Annotated in this window: 18 protein-coding genes and 1 riboswitch; of the genes, 14 read left to right on the top strand and 4 right to left on the bottom strand. The window is 42.1% G+C overall.

Annotated elements, in window-relative coordinates; translation table 11 throughout:
- Positions 1-25: 25 nt before the first annotated feature.
- From nadB to MHB67_RS12435, 5 genes are all read left to right on the top strand, one after another.
- Positions 26-1600, top strand: coding sequence for an L-aspartate oxidase (nadB, locus tag MHB67_RS12455; protein ID WP_342492541.1), 1575 nt, complete (start codon positions 26-28; stop codon positions 1598-1600).
- Entirely contained in the window at positions 1582-2445 is an 864-nt protein-coding gene (gene nadC / locus MHB67_RS12450; RefSeq protein ID WP_133744254.1) for a carboxylating nicotinate-nucleotide diphosphorylase, read from the top strand. Before nadB ends, nadC begins: the two co-directional genes overlap by 19 nt.
- Positions 2432-3541: a quinolinate synthase NadA gene (gene nadA / locus MHB67_RS12445; protein ID WP_044331573.1), complete on the top strand. Its 1110-nt coding sequence runs from the start codon at positions 2432-2434 to the stop codon at positions 3539-3541. The genes nadC and nadA overlap by 14 nt, the downstream gene beginning before the upstream one ends.
- Positions 3542-3672: 131 nt before the next feature.
- Complete coding sequence (gene safA / locus MHB67_RS12440; RefSeq protein WP_073206510.1) at positions 3673-4944, top strand: SafA/ExsA family spore coat assembly protein; 1272 nt, start codon at positions 3673-3675, stop codon at positions 4942-4944.
- Between the two features lie 133 nt (positions 4945-5077).
- The gene (locus MHB67_RS12435) at positions 5078-5695 is read left to right on the top strand and encodes a YhcN/YlaJ family sporulation lipoprotein (protein ID WP_024423149.1); all 618 of its coding nucleotides are present in this window, start codon (positions 5078-5080) and stop codon (positions 5693-5695) included.
- 45 nt (positions 5696-5740) lie between these two features.
- On the opposite strand, the gene MHB67_RS12430 is transcribed toward MHB67_RS12435, so the two are convergent.
- A complete protein-coding gene (locus MHB67_RS12430; protein WP_024423148.1) occupies positions 5741-6373 on the bottom strand; it encodes a LysE family transporter in 633 nt (210 codons plus the stop codon).
- A 235-nt stretch (positions 6374-6608) separates the two neighbouring features.
- Positions 6609-6717, top strand: a riboswitch (TPP riboswitch).
- 126 nt (positions 6718-6843) lie between these two features.
- Between MHB67_RS12430 and thiC the strand changes: the two genes are divergently transcribed.
- On the top strand, positions 6844-8604 hold the full coding sequence (thiC, locus tag MHB67_RS12425; RefSeq protein WP_103131886.1) for a phosphomethylpyrimidine synthase ThiC: 1761 nt from the start codon (positions 6844-6846) through the stop codon (positions 8602-8604).
- A gap of 35 nt (positions 8605-8639) precedes the next feature.
- Here the strand turns inward: thiC and MHB67_RS12420 are convergent, their stop codons facing one another.
- Complete coding sequence (locus tag MHB67_RS12420) at positions 8640-8786, bottom strand: hypothetical protein (RefSeq protein ID WP_167364625.1); 147 nt, start codon at positions 8784-8786, stop codon at positions 8640-8642.
- A gap of 191 nt (positions 8787-8977) precedes the next feature.
- Between MHB67_RS12420 and MHB67_RS12415 the strand changes: the two genes are divergently transcribed.
- Positions 8978-9160, top strand: a complete 183-nt coding sequence (locus MHB67_RS12415; RefSeq protein ID WP_008342761.1) for a hypothetical protein — start codon at positions 8978-8980, stop codon at positions 9158-9160.
- A 33-nt stretch (positions 9161-9193) separates the two neighbouring features.
- Here the strand turns inward: MHB67_RS12415 and MHB67_RS12410 are convergent, their stop codons facing one another.
- Positions 9194-9838: a serine/threonine protein kinase gene (locus tag MHB67_RS12410; RefSeq protein ID WP_034279877.1), complete on the bottom strand. Its 645-nt coding sequence runs from the start codon at positions 9836-9838 to the stop codon at positions 9194-9196.
- Between the two features lie 239 nt (positions 9839-10077).
- On the opposite strand from MHB67_RS12410, the gene MHB67_RS12405 reads away from it, so the two are divergent.
- From MHB67_RS12405 to yajC, 7 genes are all read left to right on the top strand, one after another.
- Entirely contained in the window at positions 10078-10578 is a 501-nt protein-coding gene (locus MHB67_RS12405) for an intercompartmental signaling factor BofC (protein ID WP_073208378.1), read from the top strand.
- A gap of 148 nt (positions 10579-10726) precedes the next feature.
- The gene (gene ruvA / locus MHB67_RS12400) at positions 10727-11332 is read left to right on the top strand and encodes a Holliday junction branch migration protein RuvA (RefSeq protein WP_024423144.1); all 606 of its coding nucleotides are present in this window, start codon (positions 10727-10729) and stop codon (positions 11330-11332) included.
- 11 nt (positions 11333-11343) lie between these two features.
- A complete protein-coding gene (gene ruvB / locus MHB67_RS12395; protein ID WP_103131887.1) occupies positions 11344-12348 on the top strand; it encodes a Holliday junction branch migration DNA helicase RuvB in 1005 nt (334 codons plus the stop codon).
- The gene (locus MHB67_RS12390) at positions 12341-12541 is read left to right on the top strand and encodes a DUF2905 domain-containing protein (protein WP_012010741.1); all 201 of its coding nucleotides are present in this window, start codon (positions 12341-12343) and stop codon (positions 12539-12541) included. The genes ruvB and MHB67_RS12390 overlap by 8 nt, the downstream gene beginning before the upstream one ends.
- Before the next feature lie 34 nt (positions 12542-12575).
- Positions 12576-13604: a tRNA preQ1(34) S-adenosylmethionine ribosyltransferase-isomerase QueA gene (gene queA / locus MHB67_RS12385; RefSeq protein WP_024423142.1), complete on the top strand. Its 1029-nt coding sequence runs from the start codon at positions 12576-12578 to the stop codon at positions 13602-13604.
- 31 nt (positions 13605-13635) lie between these two features.
- Positions 13636-14781 carry a tRNA guanosine(34) transglycosylase Tgt gene (gene tgt, locus MHB67_RS12380; protein ID WP_073206504.1) on the top strand — a complete coding sequence of 382 codons (1146 nt, stop codon included), beginning with the start codon at positions 13636-13638 and terminating at the stop codon, positions 14779-14781.
- A 47-nt stretch (positions 14782-14828) separates the two neighbouring features.
- Positions 14829-15095: a preprotein translocase subunit YajC gene (gene yajC / locus MHB67_RS12375; protein ID WP_008360993.1), complete on the top strand. Its 267-nt coding sequence runs from the start codon at positions 14829-14831 to the stop codon at positions 15093-15095.
- A 48-nt stretch (positions 15096-15143) separates the two neighbouring features.
- Here the strand turns inward: yajC and MHB67_RS12370 are convergent, their stop codons facing one another.
- Positions 15144-15521: a TIGR04086 family membrane protein gene (locus tag MHB67_RS12370; protein ID WP_024423140.1), complete on the bottom strand. Its 378-nt coding sequence runs from the start codon at positions 15519-15521 to the stop codon at positions 15144-15146.
- Positions 15522-15628 lie beyond the last annotated feature (107 nt).

Raw genomic sequence — 15628 nt, 5'->3', positions numbered from 1 at the left:
ACAGGTGTAAATGACAGGAGGGGCAATGGTGTCATCAATCAAAAAAGTCATTGTGGTGGGATCAGGCATTGCAGCGCTTTCCTTTGCAAGAAATATCTCGAAAAACTGCCAGGTCATCATGATGACAAAAAAACAATGTTCATCTAGTAATTCCATGCTGGCACAAGGTGGAATTGCTGCTGCCTTTTCAGCACATGATTCAGTTGAGCAGCATGTGCAAGATACACTAGATGCTGGCTGTGACCACAATGATGAAAGAACCGTACAAGAAATCGTGAGACTTGGAAAACATCTTGTGCAGCAGCTCGTAGCAGATGGCTGTCCATTTGATCAAGATGAGGCTGGAGAGCCGCAATTAGGCAAAGAGGGGGCACACACCACTCATCGCATCTTGCATGCAGGAGGAGATCAAACAGGGAAAACCCTTGTACAGTATCTGAAAAGTCAGCTCGGCTCACATATTCATTTATATGAATATCATCATGTCATTGATCTATTGGTTCATGAAGGGATATGCAAGGGTGTTGTATGGAAAGACGAGACAGGACACGTACAAACAATGACCGCAGATGCCGTTGTTATATCAACTGGCGGCTGCGGCTCCCTGTATGAGACAAATACAAATGATCCTTCTATCACAGGAGACGGACTGATGATGGCCTATCGAGCCGGGGCACAATTAGTGGATCTCGAATTTGTTCAATTCCATCCAACTCTTTTAACAATAGCTGGAAAAGCAGTTGGCCTCATTTCAGAGGCAGTACGGGGAGAGGGAGCTTATTTAGAAGATGAAACAGGCAGGCGGATCATGAAAGGTATTCACCCACAAGCTGATTTAGCACCTAGAGATGTGGTCGCTAGAGCTATTTTTCATGAGCAGCAATTAGGTCATCAATTGTATCTTAACATCCATGATATTCCGCATTTTTCAGCTCGTTTTCCAGCCATTGCTCAGATGTGCCAGCGTGCAGGCGTCGATATGGAAAGCGGCAGGCTGCCAATTTCCCCCGGTATGCACTTTTTAATGGGCGGCATCAGCGTCAATGAATATGGAGAAACGACTGTTCCAGCGCTATTTGCCATTGGAGAAGCGGCCTGTACTGGCTTACACGGTGCGAATCGATTGGCGAGTAATTCTCTTCTGGAAGGTCTCGTGTTAGGCAGCAAAGCGGCACAGAGAATTGAACAACTGCCTAAACAGAAAGAAACAAGTCCACCTTTTTCAATTCAAGAAATATGGATGGTTCCAATGATTTCAACAACTCAGCTGAGACAATGGATGACTACATTTGCGGCCATTGTGAGAGATGAAAAAGGCTTGCAGACTTTACTTCATTCGTTACAACGTGTCAATTTTCAGCAAATTAATGTGAAGGATATCACAAATGAACAGATCGAATTAAGCAATCAATGGGCATTAGCGGTTTGCCTTGCCAAATCTGCATTACTCCGTACAGAAAGCAGAGGCGGCCATTATCGAATGGATTATCCAGAGCGGAGCGATGCGTTGTGGCGGGGCAGGCAGATTGTTCATGAAAAAGGTCACATTCATATCATGAAAAATGAAAGGATCGGTGCCAAATGGAACGTTTACAGTTAAAACAAATGCTCACTCATTTTTTCACAGAAGATATTGGCTTTGGAGATGTATCAGCAGATGCCATCTTTGGAGACAAGAAGGGAACAGCTTTTATCATTGCGAAACAATCTGGTGTATTGGCAGGATCACAAGTGATTGATCTAGGGTACCGCCTGTTGAATGAACAGATTCAAACTGAGCTGTATTTTCAAGAAGGTGATTGGATTCATTCAGGCGCTGTACTGGCGAAAATAAAGGGCCCAGTCAACGACTTATTAAAGGGAGAGAGGGTCATTTTAAATCTTTTGCAGCGAATGACAGGTATCGCTACCTTAACACATGAGGCGGTCCGCAGATTAGCTGACCCGTCTATTACGATTTGTGATACGAGAAAAACGACACCCGGCCTGCGTATGTTAGAGAAATACGCAGTGAAAACAGGTGGTGGAAAGAATCATCGCTTTGGCTTATCGGATGGGGTGATGATTAAAGATAATCATATTGCGGCATGCGGTTCTATCCGTGAAGCTGTAGAGAAAGCAAGAGCATATGCCGGTCATATGGTGAAAATTGAAGTGGAAATTGAATCAGAAACGCAGCTTATAGAAGCCATTGATGCAAAAGCGGATGTCATCATGTTTGATAACTGCTCTCCGGACGAGGTAAAACGTTTTAAACAAATGACACCAGAGTCCATTCTGACAGAGGCTTCAGGAGGCATCACGCTAGAGACATTGCCAAGCTACAGGGGGACAGGAGTCGATTTTATTTCACTTGGCTTTCTGACACATTCTGCTCCAGCATTTGATTTTAGTATGAATATGGAATTCAGTCATAAAGGGGGAACAACTCATGTCCATGCTTAATGTATTAGCCAATCAACATGCAGTCATGATGCCAGATGAATATAAACACCGCTCTGTTGATGAGATGAAGCAGCGAGTGTTAGACATTAAGCGGGCTTTTGGCTCAAAGCTTTTTATACCAGGCCACCATTATCAAAAGGATGAGGTCATTGAATTTGCAGATACAACAGGAGATTCATTGCAGCTGGCACAAATAGCTGCTGACAATCATGAGGCTGAATACATTGTGTTCTGCGGTGTTCATTTTATGGCGGAAACGGCAGATATGCTGTCAAACAAGAATCAGAGCGTTGTATTGCCAGATATGAGGGCAGGCTGTTCCATGGCAGATATGGCAAATATGAAACAAACAGACAGAGCATGGGAGCAGCTCACTGATTTGTTTGGCGATACAATACTTCCGCTTACGTATGTCAATTCAACAGCAGACATTAAAGCATTTGTTGGCAAACATGGCGGGGCAACAGTTACTTCATCAAATGCTAAAAAAGTACTCGAGTGGGCGCTGACACAAAAAGAGCGGATTCTGTTTCTCCCTGATCAGCACCTAGGGCGTAATACAGCATTTGATTTAGGTATTCCGCTAGAAGAAATGGCTGTCTGGGATCAGATAGAAGAAAAGCTCATCACCGATCAGCCGCTTTCCCGTATTAAGATGATTTTATGGAAAGGCCATTGCTCCGTACATGAGAAGTTTACCGTTCGAAATATAGAAGACATGAGAAAAAAAGACCGTGACATTCAAATTCTTGTTCATCCTGAATGCACGCATGAGGTCGTAAGGGCTTCTGACCTAGCAGGTTCAACGAAATTTATTATTGATACGATTAAACAGGCGCCAGCAGGAAGCAAATGGGCGATTGGAACAGAGATGAATTTAGTCAAACGGATCATAGCGCAGCACCCAGATAAACAAATTGAATCCCTTAACCCAGATATGTGTCCATGTTTGACTATGAACCGGATTGATCTGCCTCATTTGCTATGGTCACTGGAAAGCATTGAGAAGGGTCAGCCGGTCGGGTTGATACAGGTCAATGAAGACATCACGAAAGACGCTTTGCTTGCACTCGAGAAAATGCTCGCCATTAAATAATGAATCAGCCCCTCCTATCAGAAAACAAGTTTTTATCATATCGGCTTGTAAATAGGCATAAATTTATGTTGAAACATATTGTACTTCTGACATAACCGTTACGTTCACGTTTTGCATAGGAGGGGAAAACGTTGAAAATTCATATTGTGCAAAAAGGAGACTCCCTTTGGAAAATTTCAAAGAAATACGGAGTCGACTTTCAAGAATTGAAAAAACTAAATTCACAGCTCAGTAATCCTGATTTGATCATGCCGGGTATGAAGATTAAAATTCCATCTAGTGGTGTTCCTGTGAAAACAGATCATCACAAAGCAAAAGAAATGCCAAAAACGAAAGAACATCCGTATGTGAAAGAAAAGCCAAAAGATGTTGTGCAAGTGCAAGATACGAAACCGAAGGAAAAGCCAAATGAACCGGTACCATATGTACCGCCAGTGCCAAAAATCGAGCAGCCAGTTTTTCCGCAAGTGGATGTGAACTATTATCAGACCAATCTCTACCAGCCATTCACACCTCCTCCCAAAAAAGATCATCATGAAAAAAAAGATCACGTTCATGAGAAGAAAGATCATGTTCATAACAAAAAGGATCACAAGGATCATTTTCATCATGAAAATAAAGACCACAAAGATAACAAGGGTCATGTCCATCATGAAAATAAGGAACATAAAGATCACAAGGACCATTTGCATCATGAAAATAAAGGTCATCTAAAAGATGAAGTGGCAAAGGGGTATGATCCATTTATTCATATTCCGCATCAAAAAGAGGAGGGAAAAGACATGGAGCATGGCAATTATCCGAACCTTCCTAACTTCCCGCAAATGCCAAATGTGGGAGGGGCAGCGGTAGGGGGAGTGGCTGAAAATAACGAGCATCATCACCAGCATCATCATCATGAACCATATGATCCTTATTTTGGTTATGGTCATGGTCATTACATGCCGGCGATGTATCCATATCCGCAGCAAATGGTGCCGGCATCGCCAATTTTACCGGGATCAGGCTTATGTTATCCTATCCATCCATATTATCATCATCATATGATGCCATATCCATACCCGGCTCATCCGTATTATCCTGCGTATCAAGCGCCTGCTTACTACGGAGAAAATTATGAGCACCATGAAAACGACGGACATCACTGGCATCACCATACGCATCCAAACGCCAATGCAAATGCCAACGCAAATCAAGGCTTTTATCCAAACGTTCCAAATGCAGCATATGGCAAGGAAGATTGCGGATGCGATGATGGCATGAAGCATCATCAGCCTTGGCCAGGACATTATCCGAATCCTGTTCCTTATGGCCAAATGGGGGCTTATCCAGCTCAGCCTTACATGCAGCCATATCCAGGTCAATCCGTTTTTGCAAGGCCGGAGGAAGAAGAAGAAGATTAATGACAGAAGGAACGATCTCAATCGTTCCTTTTTTTGTTTATAACTGACAGCTTGATTTTTTTCCTAACTGTACATGCTAAAACAGAGCCTGTTTCGCGCTCATGAGATTGAATTTGTACAGGGGGTTTTTCGTTTGAGACAAAAATGGCAAAAAACAATCGCATTAGTGCTTCTTCCTATTGGTTTAACAGCATGTGGTGCAAATAATAACGCAGGTGTCGATACACGTCATAATCAATCAGGTCAGCCGGTTGGTTATCATTCGAATCAACGAGCGGAAGACAACAACCAAGATCATCAAGGACCAGTTTCTGAACTCATGGAGGGAATGAACGGGAGAAATACAACAAATGTTGATTACCGTACACGTCCTCAAGCTGATGATCGAATGCCTCTCACAGGTGGAGATGGACGCTACAGTCATGGAGATATGAACTATCATAACCAAATGTCGTTCTCAGGCTACGATAAACAAGAGAACATCCAGCGTTCAAGAAAAATTGCCAACCGCATCAATAAAATGAATCACGTGGCAGACTCTCAAGTCATGGTGACGGATGAGAATGTGTATATTGCCATTAAATCAGATGGCCGCCTGACGTCAGAAGGTGTATCACAAGTAGAAGAAGCAGCGACTCGTTATGCGGATGGAAGAGCAGTCCAAGTCATAAAAGATGAAGGTGCATTCACACGCTTTAGAGATATGAGAAGAACGCAATTTGAAACAGGCCAAACAGGCATGACCCGATAGTTAGACACAAAAAGGCTAAAGTTCACTACGAACTTTAGCCTTTTTTTAAAAATAAACCTTGATGCCTATATAAAATTCGTAAAAGAAATAACAGCCAAACCCTAGTAATAAAATACCAGCAATAATGGATGTCCACTTGATCATCGTTCGATTCATCACTTTTCTTGTTAACGATACAAGTGTGAGAAGACCAATGTCATGAAGGAGAATCCCTGCCAAAATACCGCCGGCAGCCAGCATAAATTCAGATGAATCTGTTTTTGTATACGCATCCGCAAGTACAGCCCCAAAAACAGAAACCCAGAACACAAGATTTCCAGGAGATACCGCCACGAGCAAGCCGTTTCGATATGTTTTTGCGAATGATTTATTGACCTTTTCTCCTGCTAAATGGATATCTTGATCCGCATTTTTAATGGAATCGTATGCGAGAATCATTAGAAATACAGCTCCGATCAGCCAGAGCGGGATTTGAACAAACGGCAAAGATAAAAACTGAGCAAATCCAGCATATAAAGCCAAAATAAGTAATAAGTCTATGGTCATACCGCCTGCTCCGACAGTTAAACCATGAAAGAATCCGTTTTTGAGTCCCTGTTTTGTCATTTCAACCGTGATTGCTCCAACAGGCAGAGCAATTGAGAATCCTACGACGATAAATGTGAGAAATGTTTGCAATCGACTAGAACTTCCTTTGATTAAATTGTATAAAAATTCTCCGTTTAGATTAATTATACATAATAGGAGAAAAGGATCAACGATTATTTCAGATTTAATTGAAATGAGAGAGACAGATTATGTATAGAAGTCTGTATATCAACATGATCTATAACGCTTGTAGGTGAAAGGAACTGTTTTCCTGAATCTTCTTTTTTTCATGATGTCTCTATGCTACACTGATGTGGAAATCAATAAAAGTGACTAGGGGTGCCCGTAAATGGGCTGAGAGAGTAGCATAAGCTTCTTAACCCTTTGGACCTGATCTGGCTCGTACCAGCGTGGGGAAGTTGAAGATGATGCATGGATCATATCAATGATATGCATGTTTATTTCTGACGACGAAACCAGGTTCTTTAAATAGAGCCTGGTTTTTTGCTGGTGCTGATTCCATCCTGTCCGGTGACAAGAAGAAAAGGAGAGAACAGCAAATGAAAGAAAAGAAAAGTGTCCCATCCAACCAATCATTATTATCCAGCTTTGACGGCAGCCATAAGGTGTATGAGAAAGGGTCAAGACCCGATATCTTAGTGCCAAAAAGAGAGATTACGCTCTCACATACTGTGACAGAGGCGGGCGACATTCAAAATGAACCAGTCCGTGTATATGATACAAGTGGACCATACACCGATGAGAACGTTCATATTGACGTCACAAAGGGATTAAAGCGTCTTAGGGCAGCATGGATTGAAGAAAGAGGAGATACAGAAAGCTATGAAGGGCGTTATGTAAAACCGGAAGATAACGGATATCGTTCAAGGGAGAAGGAGTCCTTCCATTCTATCCAGACTGATTTTCATCATATACCGCTCCGTGCGAAACAAGGTGCGTGTGTGACGCAAATGCATTATGCCAAAAAAGGCATCATTACGCCTGAAATGGAGTTTATCGCAATAAGAGAAGAGCTAAGCCCTGAATTCGTTAGAGAGGAAGTAGCGAGCGGAAGAGCCGTCATTCCTTCGAATATTAACCATCCAGAAAGTGAACCAATGATTATCGGAAGGAATTTTCATGTCAAAATCAATGCGAATATTGGCAATTCAGCTGTCACGTCATCCATTGATGAAGAGGTAGAAAAGATGACGTGGGCGATCAGATGGGGGGCAGACACAATGATGGATCTGTCTACTGGAAAGGATATTCATACAACGAGAGAATGGATCATTCGAAATTGCCCAGTCCCAGTAGGAACCGTTCCTATCTATCAGGCCCTTGAAAAAGTGAATGGAGTCGCAGAAGATTTGACGTGGGAAGTGTATAGGGACACATTAATTGAACAAGCAGAGCAAGGTGTAGACTATTTCACAATTCATGCGGGCGTGCTGTTAAGATATATTCCGCTCACAGTTGATCGGGTGACCGGAATTGTTTCAAGAGGCGGTGCAATTATGGCAAGATGGTGTCTTGCTCATCATCAAGAGAATTTCCTCTACACGCACTTCGAAGACATTTGTGAAATTATGAAAACGTATGATATCGCCTTTTCTCTTGGAGACGGACTTAGACCAGGCTCGATTGCTGATGCCAATGATGAAGCGCAGTTTGCAGAGCTTGAAACGTTAGGTGAGTTAACAGAGATCGCTTGGAAACATGATGTGCAGGTAATGATTGAAGGGCCTGGACATGTCCCAATGGATAAAATCAAAGAGAATGTGGATAAGCAAATGGATATTTGCAAGGAAGCACCTTTTTATACGTTAGGGCCACTTACAACAGATATCGCGCCGGGGTATGATCACATTACATCCGCCATCGGCGCTGCCATGATCGGCTGGTACGGAACAGCCATGCTCTGCTATGTAACGCCAAAAGAGCATTTAGGTCTGCCGAACAAAGAAGATGTGAGAGAAGGCGTGATCGCTTATAAAATTGCCGCACATGCCGCTGATCTAGCAAAAGGACATCCTGCTGCTCAAAAGCGTGATGATGCATTATCAAAAGCGAGATTTGAATTTAGATGGCGGGACCAATTCAACCTGTCATTGGATCCAGAAAGAGCCTTGGCGTTCCATGATGAAACATTGCCTGCTGAAGGCGCTAAGACCGCTCACTTTTGCTCGATGTGCGGACCGAAGTTTTGCAGTATGAAAATTTCTCATGATATCCGTAATCAATCTGAAGAAGTGAAAAGAGAGATGGAAAAGAAGGCGAGGGAGTTTGTCAGCCAGGGAAGTCAAATTTATCAGCCCTAAAAAAAGAACCTCGCACGATGCTGTGCGGGGTTTTATCAAACGGCTGAGAAGGCTTTTCTTAAAAGGTGAAAAAATGCCTTTGCTGCATATGCCATCATGTCCACACTTGGAATGAGGGCATCTGTTAAATGAAAAAAGACTGTTTTTCTTTCTGGAGATGTTCGTTTCTTTTTCTGCTTCATCAAGGGCAGCCTCCTTTTTAACCAATATACTTCTTTGCAGATATGAGAGATAGATATGTTGTGTGAATTTAAACAAAATTTAAACTTCTTGGGTTTGAATGGAAACAAGGAGGGGAAACGAGTTCAATAGAGAATGAATGAAAAGAGCTGATCTATTTGACCAGCGAACAAGAAGAGTGGAAGGTGATCTTATGATGAAAGTATTTAAGGTAACATTTCATATGAACAATGGGGAAGTGCTTGATTTCGAGCTCAAACGTCCAGCTACCTATGATGTGTATAAAAAAATTGAAGAAGCCAATCATTGGTTTAAGCTGAATAATGAAATCATTAACCTATTAAACGTCAATAGTATCCATGTAGAAACAGAATAACGCAGAAAGCCGCTCAAAAGAGAGCGGCTTTCATTATGCAGAAAAATCATTTCGATTATTAAGCTGCCCGCGGGACAGCCAGTTCTTTTTATACAAATAAGCAATGACTTCAAGCCACAGACGCGGTGCTTTTTTAGGGAAAAAAGGTTTTTGGTAATAGGCATAAGCGGCTTTTAAATCATCCCATTGATGACATGCTTTCGTTTGCGTGAATCTGGCAACGTCAATGACTCTGATCCGTCCTTCTTTTGTTAAGATCAGATTGCGCAGATGGATGTCAGAAGGATTCAATCCTTTCTCACGCGCTTCCTCCAGCGCATCATCGACTTGTTCAATCATTTGTTTTTTAATAGGAATTCCTTTTGTAAGGCATTCATAGAATGTGTAGCCTTTAATATATTCCATTAAAATATACTGATCCCCAGACTCATAAATCTCAGGGTAGTAAGACGAACCAGAAAGTTTTTCGTAAATGGCAGCCTCTTTGCGGGCAATATGCTGATAAGAAGGGAAAAAGACTTTTAGTGCCATTTTCTTGCCGTCTTTTTTGTATAAAAAGACATAGGCACTTCTTCCTTTGCCGCACAGTTCAAGCTCTGCCGGTTTATAGGCAAGCTTATGAAAACGTTTCTCTTCATGATACTGAATCGATTCGGCTAATCTTTTGACATCTGACATTGACTTCACCTTCTTTGGTTTCAGTTTATGCGGCTGAAAAACGAATGATGAAAAAACCGTGTCATTCGATAAAGCAATGGATTGTATAAAACATAACATTTACGAATGAAGGATACAACGAAAGACTCTTAACATACATTTGAATCATCGATTTGGTTAATGTTTAGAAAAATGGGTCAAACTACATATGTCATGCATCGATCTCATGTTCTAAAGAGGTGTAAATAGTGAAAGTGAAGATGAAATGTTTCGTTACAGGACTTATCATGACAAGTGTGCTTTTTTTCGCTGCGGATATGGAAGGGAAAGAACACTTGCAAAAGCAGTCAGACTCTATTACCATCCAGCTTGAAAAAGTCTATCTAGACGGCGATGTGAGTATTGAAAGGCACCGGGCATCATTAGAAGACAAAGACACATTCTGGGCGCAGTATAAAGGCTGGACGCTGGTAGAACAAAAAGAGGATTTTGCCCTTTTTAGAAAGCAAATTGATGATATCTCTCCATTAAGTAAAGCAAATGGATATATCGGATTATCAGAGGACGGTGTGATTTCTACGTTTCATGGAAGGCCTGACGGCTGGGCGGAGCCTATTCATCTCTTTTTTCAAATTGATACGTCCCGTTTAGAAAGCCATGTGGAAAAGCAGCTTGAGCAAGGCATTCCTTTTCGAACAAAGGATGAATTTGAGCATGTGCTTGAAGTCATGAAGCCTTATCGAAATGAAATATCGTTTTAAAGCGTGTAACAGCTTGCTGGTGTGAAGACCGCAAGCTGTTTTTCGTGGTTTTATCATAAAAATATACTGAGCGAACGTATGTTAACTTTTATTGCGGTTTTCTCTTCGATTTATGTTACAATGAAGAACAGTCAAAGAGGTGAAAACGGTGATAGAGTTTGTAAAAGGGACCATTGATTATGTGTGCCCGCAATATGTTGTCATTGAAAACGGCGGAGTGGGATATCAAGTCTATACCCCAAACCCGTTTATCTATCGAGTAAATAAACAAGAAACGATTTATACGTATCATTACATAAAGGAAGACGCCTTTTCGTTATACGGTTTTCAAACACGAGAAGAAAAAGCGCTGTTCACAAAACTGTTAAATGTCACAGGAATTGGGCCAAAGGGCGCACTCGCGATTCTTGCTTCCGGTGATCCTGGCGCTGTCATTTCAGCGATAGAACGTGAAGATGAAGCCTTTCTGATTAAATTCCCTGGTGTGGGCAAAAAAACAGCACGTCAAATCATTCTGGATCTAAAAGGCAAACTGGCAGATGTGGTGCCAGAAATGATTGGCAACTTATTTAATCATGAGGACCACATTCAGGTCGAAACGCAGCAAACTGCATTAGATGAAGCGCTTGAAGCCTTAAGTGTCCTTGGATACGGTGATCGTGAAATCAAAAAGGTTCTTCCATTATTAAAAGAAGAAAAGAATCTCACAACCGATCAATATGTGAAAAAAGCATTACAAAAAATGTTGAAATAGGGTGATGTCTCATGGATGAACGGCTCGTCTCAACTGAAGCAGACAACCATGACTCAGCCATTGAGCAAAGTCTGCGGCCACAGACACTTAGCCAATATATCGGTCAGCAAAAAGTAAAGGATAACCTCAGCGTATTTATTGAAGCTGCCCGCATGCGGCAGGAAACGCTTGATCACGTCCTTTTATATGGACCTCCTGGACTTGGGAAAACAACGCTTGCGTCGATCATTGCCAATGAAATGAATGTTCAGCTGCGTACAACGTCAGGACCAGCGATTGAGCGTCCTGGTGATTTGGCGGCCATCTTAACATCTTTAGAGCCAGGTGATGTATTGTTTATTGATGAAATTCACCGCTTGCAGCGCTCAATTGAAGAAGTGCTGTACCCAGCAATGGAGGATTTTTGTTTAGATATTGTCATTGGAAAAGGAGATACAGCACGCTCTGTACGGCTTGATTTACCGCCATTTACGCTTGTAGGTGCAACGACCCGTGTCGGGCTGTTAACAGCGCCGCTTCGTGATAGGTTTGGGGTACATGCAAGATTGGAATACTATGAGCAAAGAGATTTGGCTCACATTGTGGCAAGAACAGCCGAGCTGTTTGAGATTGGGATCGACATTCGCTCTGCCGAAGAGATTGCGAGACGTTCCCGGGGAACACCGAGGGTTGCCAATCGTTTGCTCAGAAGAGTAAGAGATTTTGCGCAGGTGCTTGGGAATCATGCCATTACGCAGGACATTGCGGAAGATGCCCTTGAGCGTCTTCAAGTCGACAGGCTAGGCCTCGATCATATAGACCATAAGCTCCTTTTAAGTATGATCGAAAAATTTAGAGGCGGTCCTGTTGGGCTTGATACGATCTCAGCGACAATAGGAGAAGAATCACATACGATTGAAGATGTGTACGAACCGTACTTACTGCAAATTGGTTTCCTGCAAAGAACGCCAAGAGGACGGGTCGTCACAAGAGAAGCGTATGAACATTTTCAAATGGAGGTTCCGATTCGTGACTGAATTCCCTAAAATATTAATGATTTTAGGTGGTGTCCTTTTTGCCGCAGGATTAGTGTTTCAATTGGTTGGTAAGCTTCCAGGTGATATTTTTGTGAAAAAAGGGAATGTAACGTTCTTTTTTCCTGTCATTACATGCATTGTCATTAGTATCGTACTGACCATATTACTGAATATCTTTGGACGGATGAAATAACGTTAACTAGTTAACTACAGAATAGGTGAAGGAAATGAAGCTAGAACTATTTGATTTTGATTTACCAGAAAGATTAATTGCACAAGTGCCGCTTGAAAAAAGAGATGCATCAAGACTGATGGTCTTAAACAAACAAACGGGTGCGATTACACATGATACATTCTCACAAATCATCGATTATTTTCAAAAGGGTGATTGTCTCGTTCTAAATAACACGCGCGTTCTGCCTGCACGTCTGTTTGGGATGAAAGAGGATACAGGTGCCAAAGTTGAACTTCTTCTATTGAAACAAGAAGAAGGAGACAACTGGGAAACACTTGTCAAACCAGCCAAACGGGTGAAAAAAGGGACGGTTATCACGTTTGGTGATGGACGGCTCCAAGCTGTATGTACAGAGGAAATGGAACATGGCGGAAGGAAAGTAGAGTTTCAATATACAGGCATTTTTTATGAAGTGCTTGAATCCCTTGGTGAAATGCCGCTGCCTCCATATATTAAAGAGCAGCTTGACGACCGTGAACGCTATCAAACCGTTTATTCAAAAGAGGTTGGCTCCGCTGCCGCGCCAACTGCCGGTCTCCACTTTACAACCGAGCTGCTGGATGCGCTGAAAGCAAAAGGTGTGCACATTGCTTTCATTACGCTGCACGTTGGGCTTGGCACGTTTCGGCCGGTAAGTGCAGAACGTATTGAAGAACACGAAATGCACGCAGAGTTTTATGAAATGAATGAAGAAACAGCTGATGAGCTTAATCGCGTTCGCAAGGAAGGCGGGCGGATTATTTCAGTCGGCACAACGTCAACTAGAACGCTTGAAACCATTGCAAGTGCACATGATGGTGAGTTCAAAGCCTCAAGCGGCTGGACGTCGATCTTTATTTACCCTGGCTACACATTCAAGGCAATTGATGGCATGATCACGAATTTCCATCTGCCAAAATCCTCGTTAATTATGCTTGTCAGCGCATTAGCTGGACGAGAGCACGTACTAAAAGCGTACAATGAGGCTGTGAAAGAGGAATACCGATTCTTCAGCTTTGGCGATGCCATGCTGATTCAATAACATTATACAACGAAGACAGGAGGGCTCATTTTTGTCGCAATCACCGATACGTTATGAGTTCATTAAATCATGTAAACAGACAGGTGCACGTCTTGGCCGCGTTCATACACCGCACGGCTCCTTTGAAACACCTGTATTTATGCCAGTAGGTACACTGGCTACAGTCAAAACAATGGCGCCTGAAGAATTAAAGGCAATGGATGCAGGCATCATCTTAAGCAATACGTACCACCTATGGCTCCGTCCAGGTCACGATATCGTAAAAGAAGCAGGCGGTCTGCACAAATTTATGAACTGGGATCGAGCCATTCTAACTGATTCAGGTGGATTCCAAGTTTTTTCATTGAGTGAATTTAGAAAAATTGAAGAAGAAGGCGTTCACTTCCGTAATCATTTAAACGGAGACAAGCTGTTCCTATCTCCTGAAAAAGCCATGGACATCCAAAATGCACTTGGCTCTGATATTATGATGGCATTTGATGAATGCCCGCCGTATCCTGCAGAGTACGATTACATGAAACGTTCTGTGGAGCGGACAAGCAGGTGGGCAGAGCGCTGTCTATCAGCGCACCAGCGTCCTGAAGATCAAGGGCTGTTTGGGATTGTCCAAGGCGGAGAATACGAAGAGCTTCGAAAACAAAGTGCAAAAGACCTTGTTTCACTTGATTTTCCAGGCTACGCCATCGGAGGCTTATCTGTAGGGGAACCAAAAGATGTGATGAATCGTGTACTTGAATTTACAACACCATTTTTACCAGCAGACAAACCGAGGTACTTAATGGGTGTCGGCTCGCCAGATTCCTTAATTGACGGCGCCATTCGCGGAGTAGATATGTTTGATTGCGTACTGCCAACTCGAATTGCAAGAAACGGTACCTTGATGACAAGTGAAGGCCGTCTTGTTGTGAAAAATGCAAAATATGAGCGTGACTTTAGACCAATCGATGAAAACTGTGACTGCTATACATGTAAAAACTATACACGCGCCTATATTAGACATTTAATTCGAACAAATGAAACGTTCGGAATTCGATTAACAACTTATCATAATCTTCATTTTCTGTTAAAATTAATGGAGCAAGTGAGAGAAGCTATCCGTGAGGATCGTTTAGGTGATTTTAAAGAAGAGTTTTTTGAGCGTTACGGCTTTAACAAACCGAATGCGAAAAACTTTTAACGCATAAACGAAAGGCTTTACAATGCTTTAGAAAGGGGTGAAATAGAATGGATGGTGGTATGGGTTCAATCATTATGATTGTTGTCATGTTTGCTGTGCTTTACTTCTTGTTAATCCGTCCACAGCAAAAGCAACAAAAAGCTGTGCGTCAGATGCAGCAATCTTTATCAAAAGGCGATAAAATCGTCACAATCGGTGGTTTACACGGTGAAATCGACTCAATTGATGAATCAAAAGTGGTCATCAAAACAAGCGAAAACAACCGTTTAACTTTCGATCGTCGTGCTATTAGAGAATTAGCTGACAAAGGCTAATCCTCTGATACATAGCCATAAAAAAAGAGCGATATGACCGCTCTTTTTTTATTTGCCTCGAAGATTGACGCCAATCATTCCCCCCAGCATACAAATGCCTAAAAATGCTCCATGATAGATAAACTGCTCTGGTGAAAACGTTTTTCCAAACCCCAAATATTGAAATAAAAATACAGTGAGAGAAAAAATGATAGATGTGACCGCACCAATCAGCCAGCCGCGCTCCTTTGCTTTCCCGCCAGAAATGATGCCTCCTAATAAAAGGGCAGCAAAGGACAAAATCATAATCATCCATTTAAATGATGATTCCTGCATACTTGTGAATGTAAGCATGAGTGACACAAGTAAACTTGTGACAACCATCACGATAAAAATGGCAATTAAGCCGGATAAAATGCCTTTTCCAATTTGTTTCGTTTCCTGCATGTAGATTCGTCTCCTCTCCAATTGAACGAAGCTTGTCTTTTACTAAAATGTATTCACAGTGAAGAAAAAATAGACATGTTTCAGACGTTTCTTTTCTACATAAATAA

This window comes from Bacillus sp. FSL H8-0516 (assembly GCF_038635285.1).
Taxonomy (GTDB): domain Bacteria; phylum Bacillota; class Bacilli; order Bacillales; family Bacillaceae; genus Bacillus; species Bacillus safensis.
Note: the sequence above shows the minus strand (reverse complement) of the source record. Positions and strands in the feature narration are given on the sequence as shown.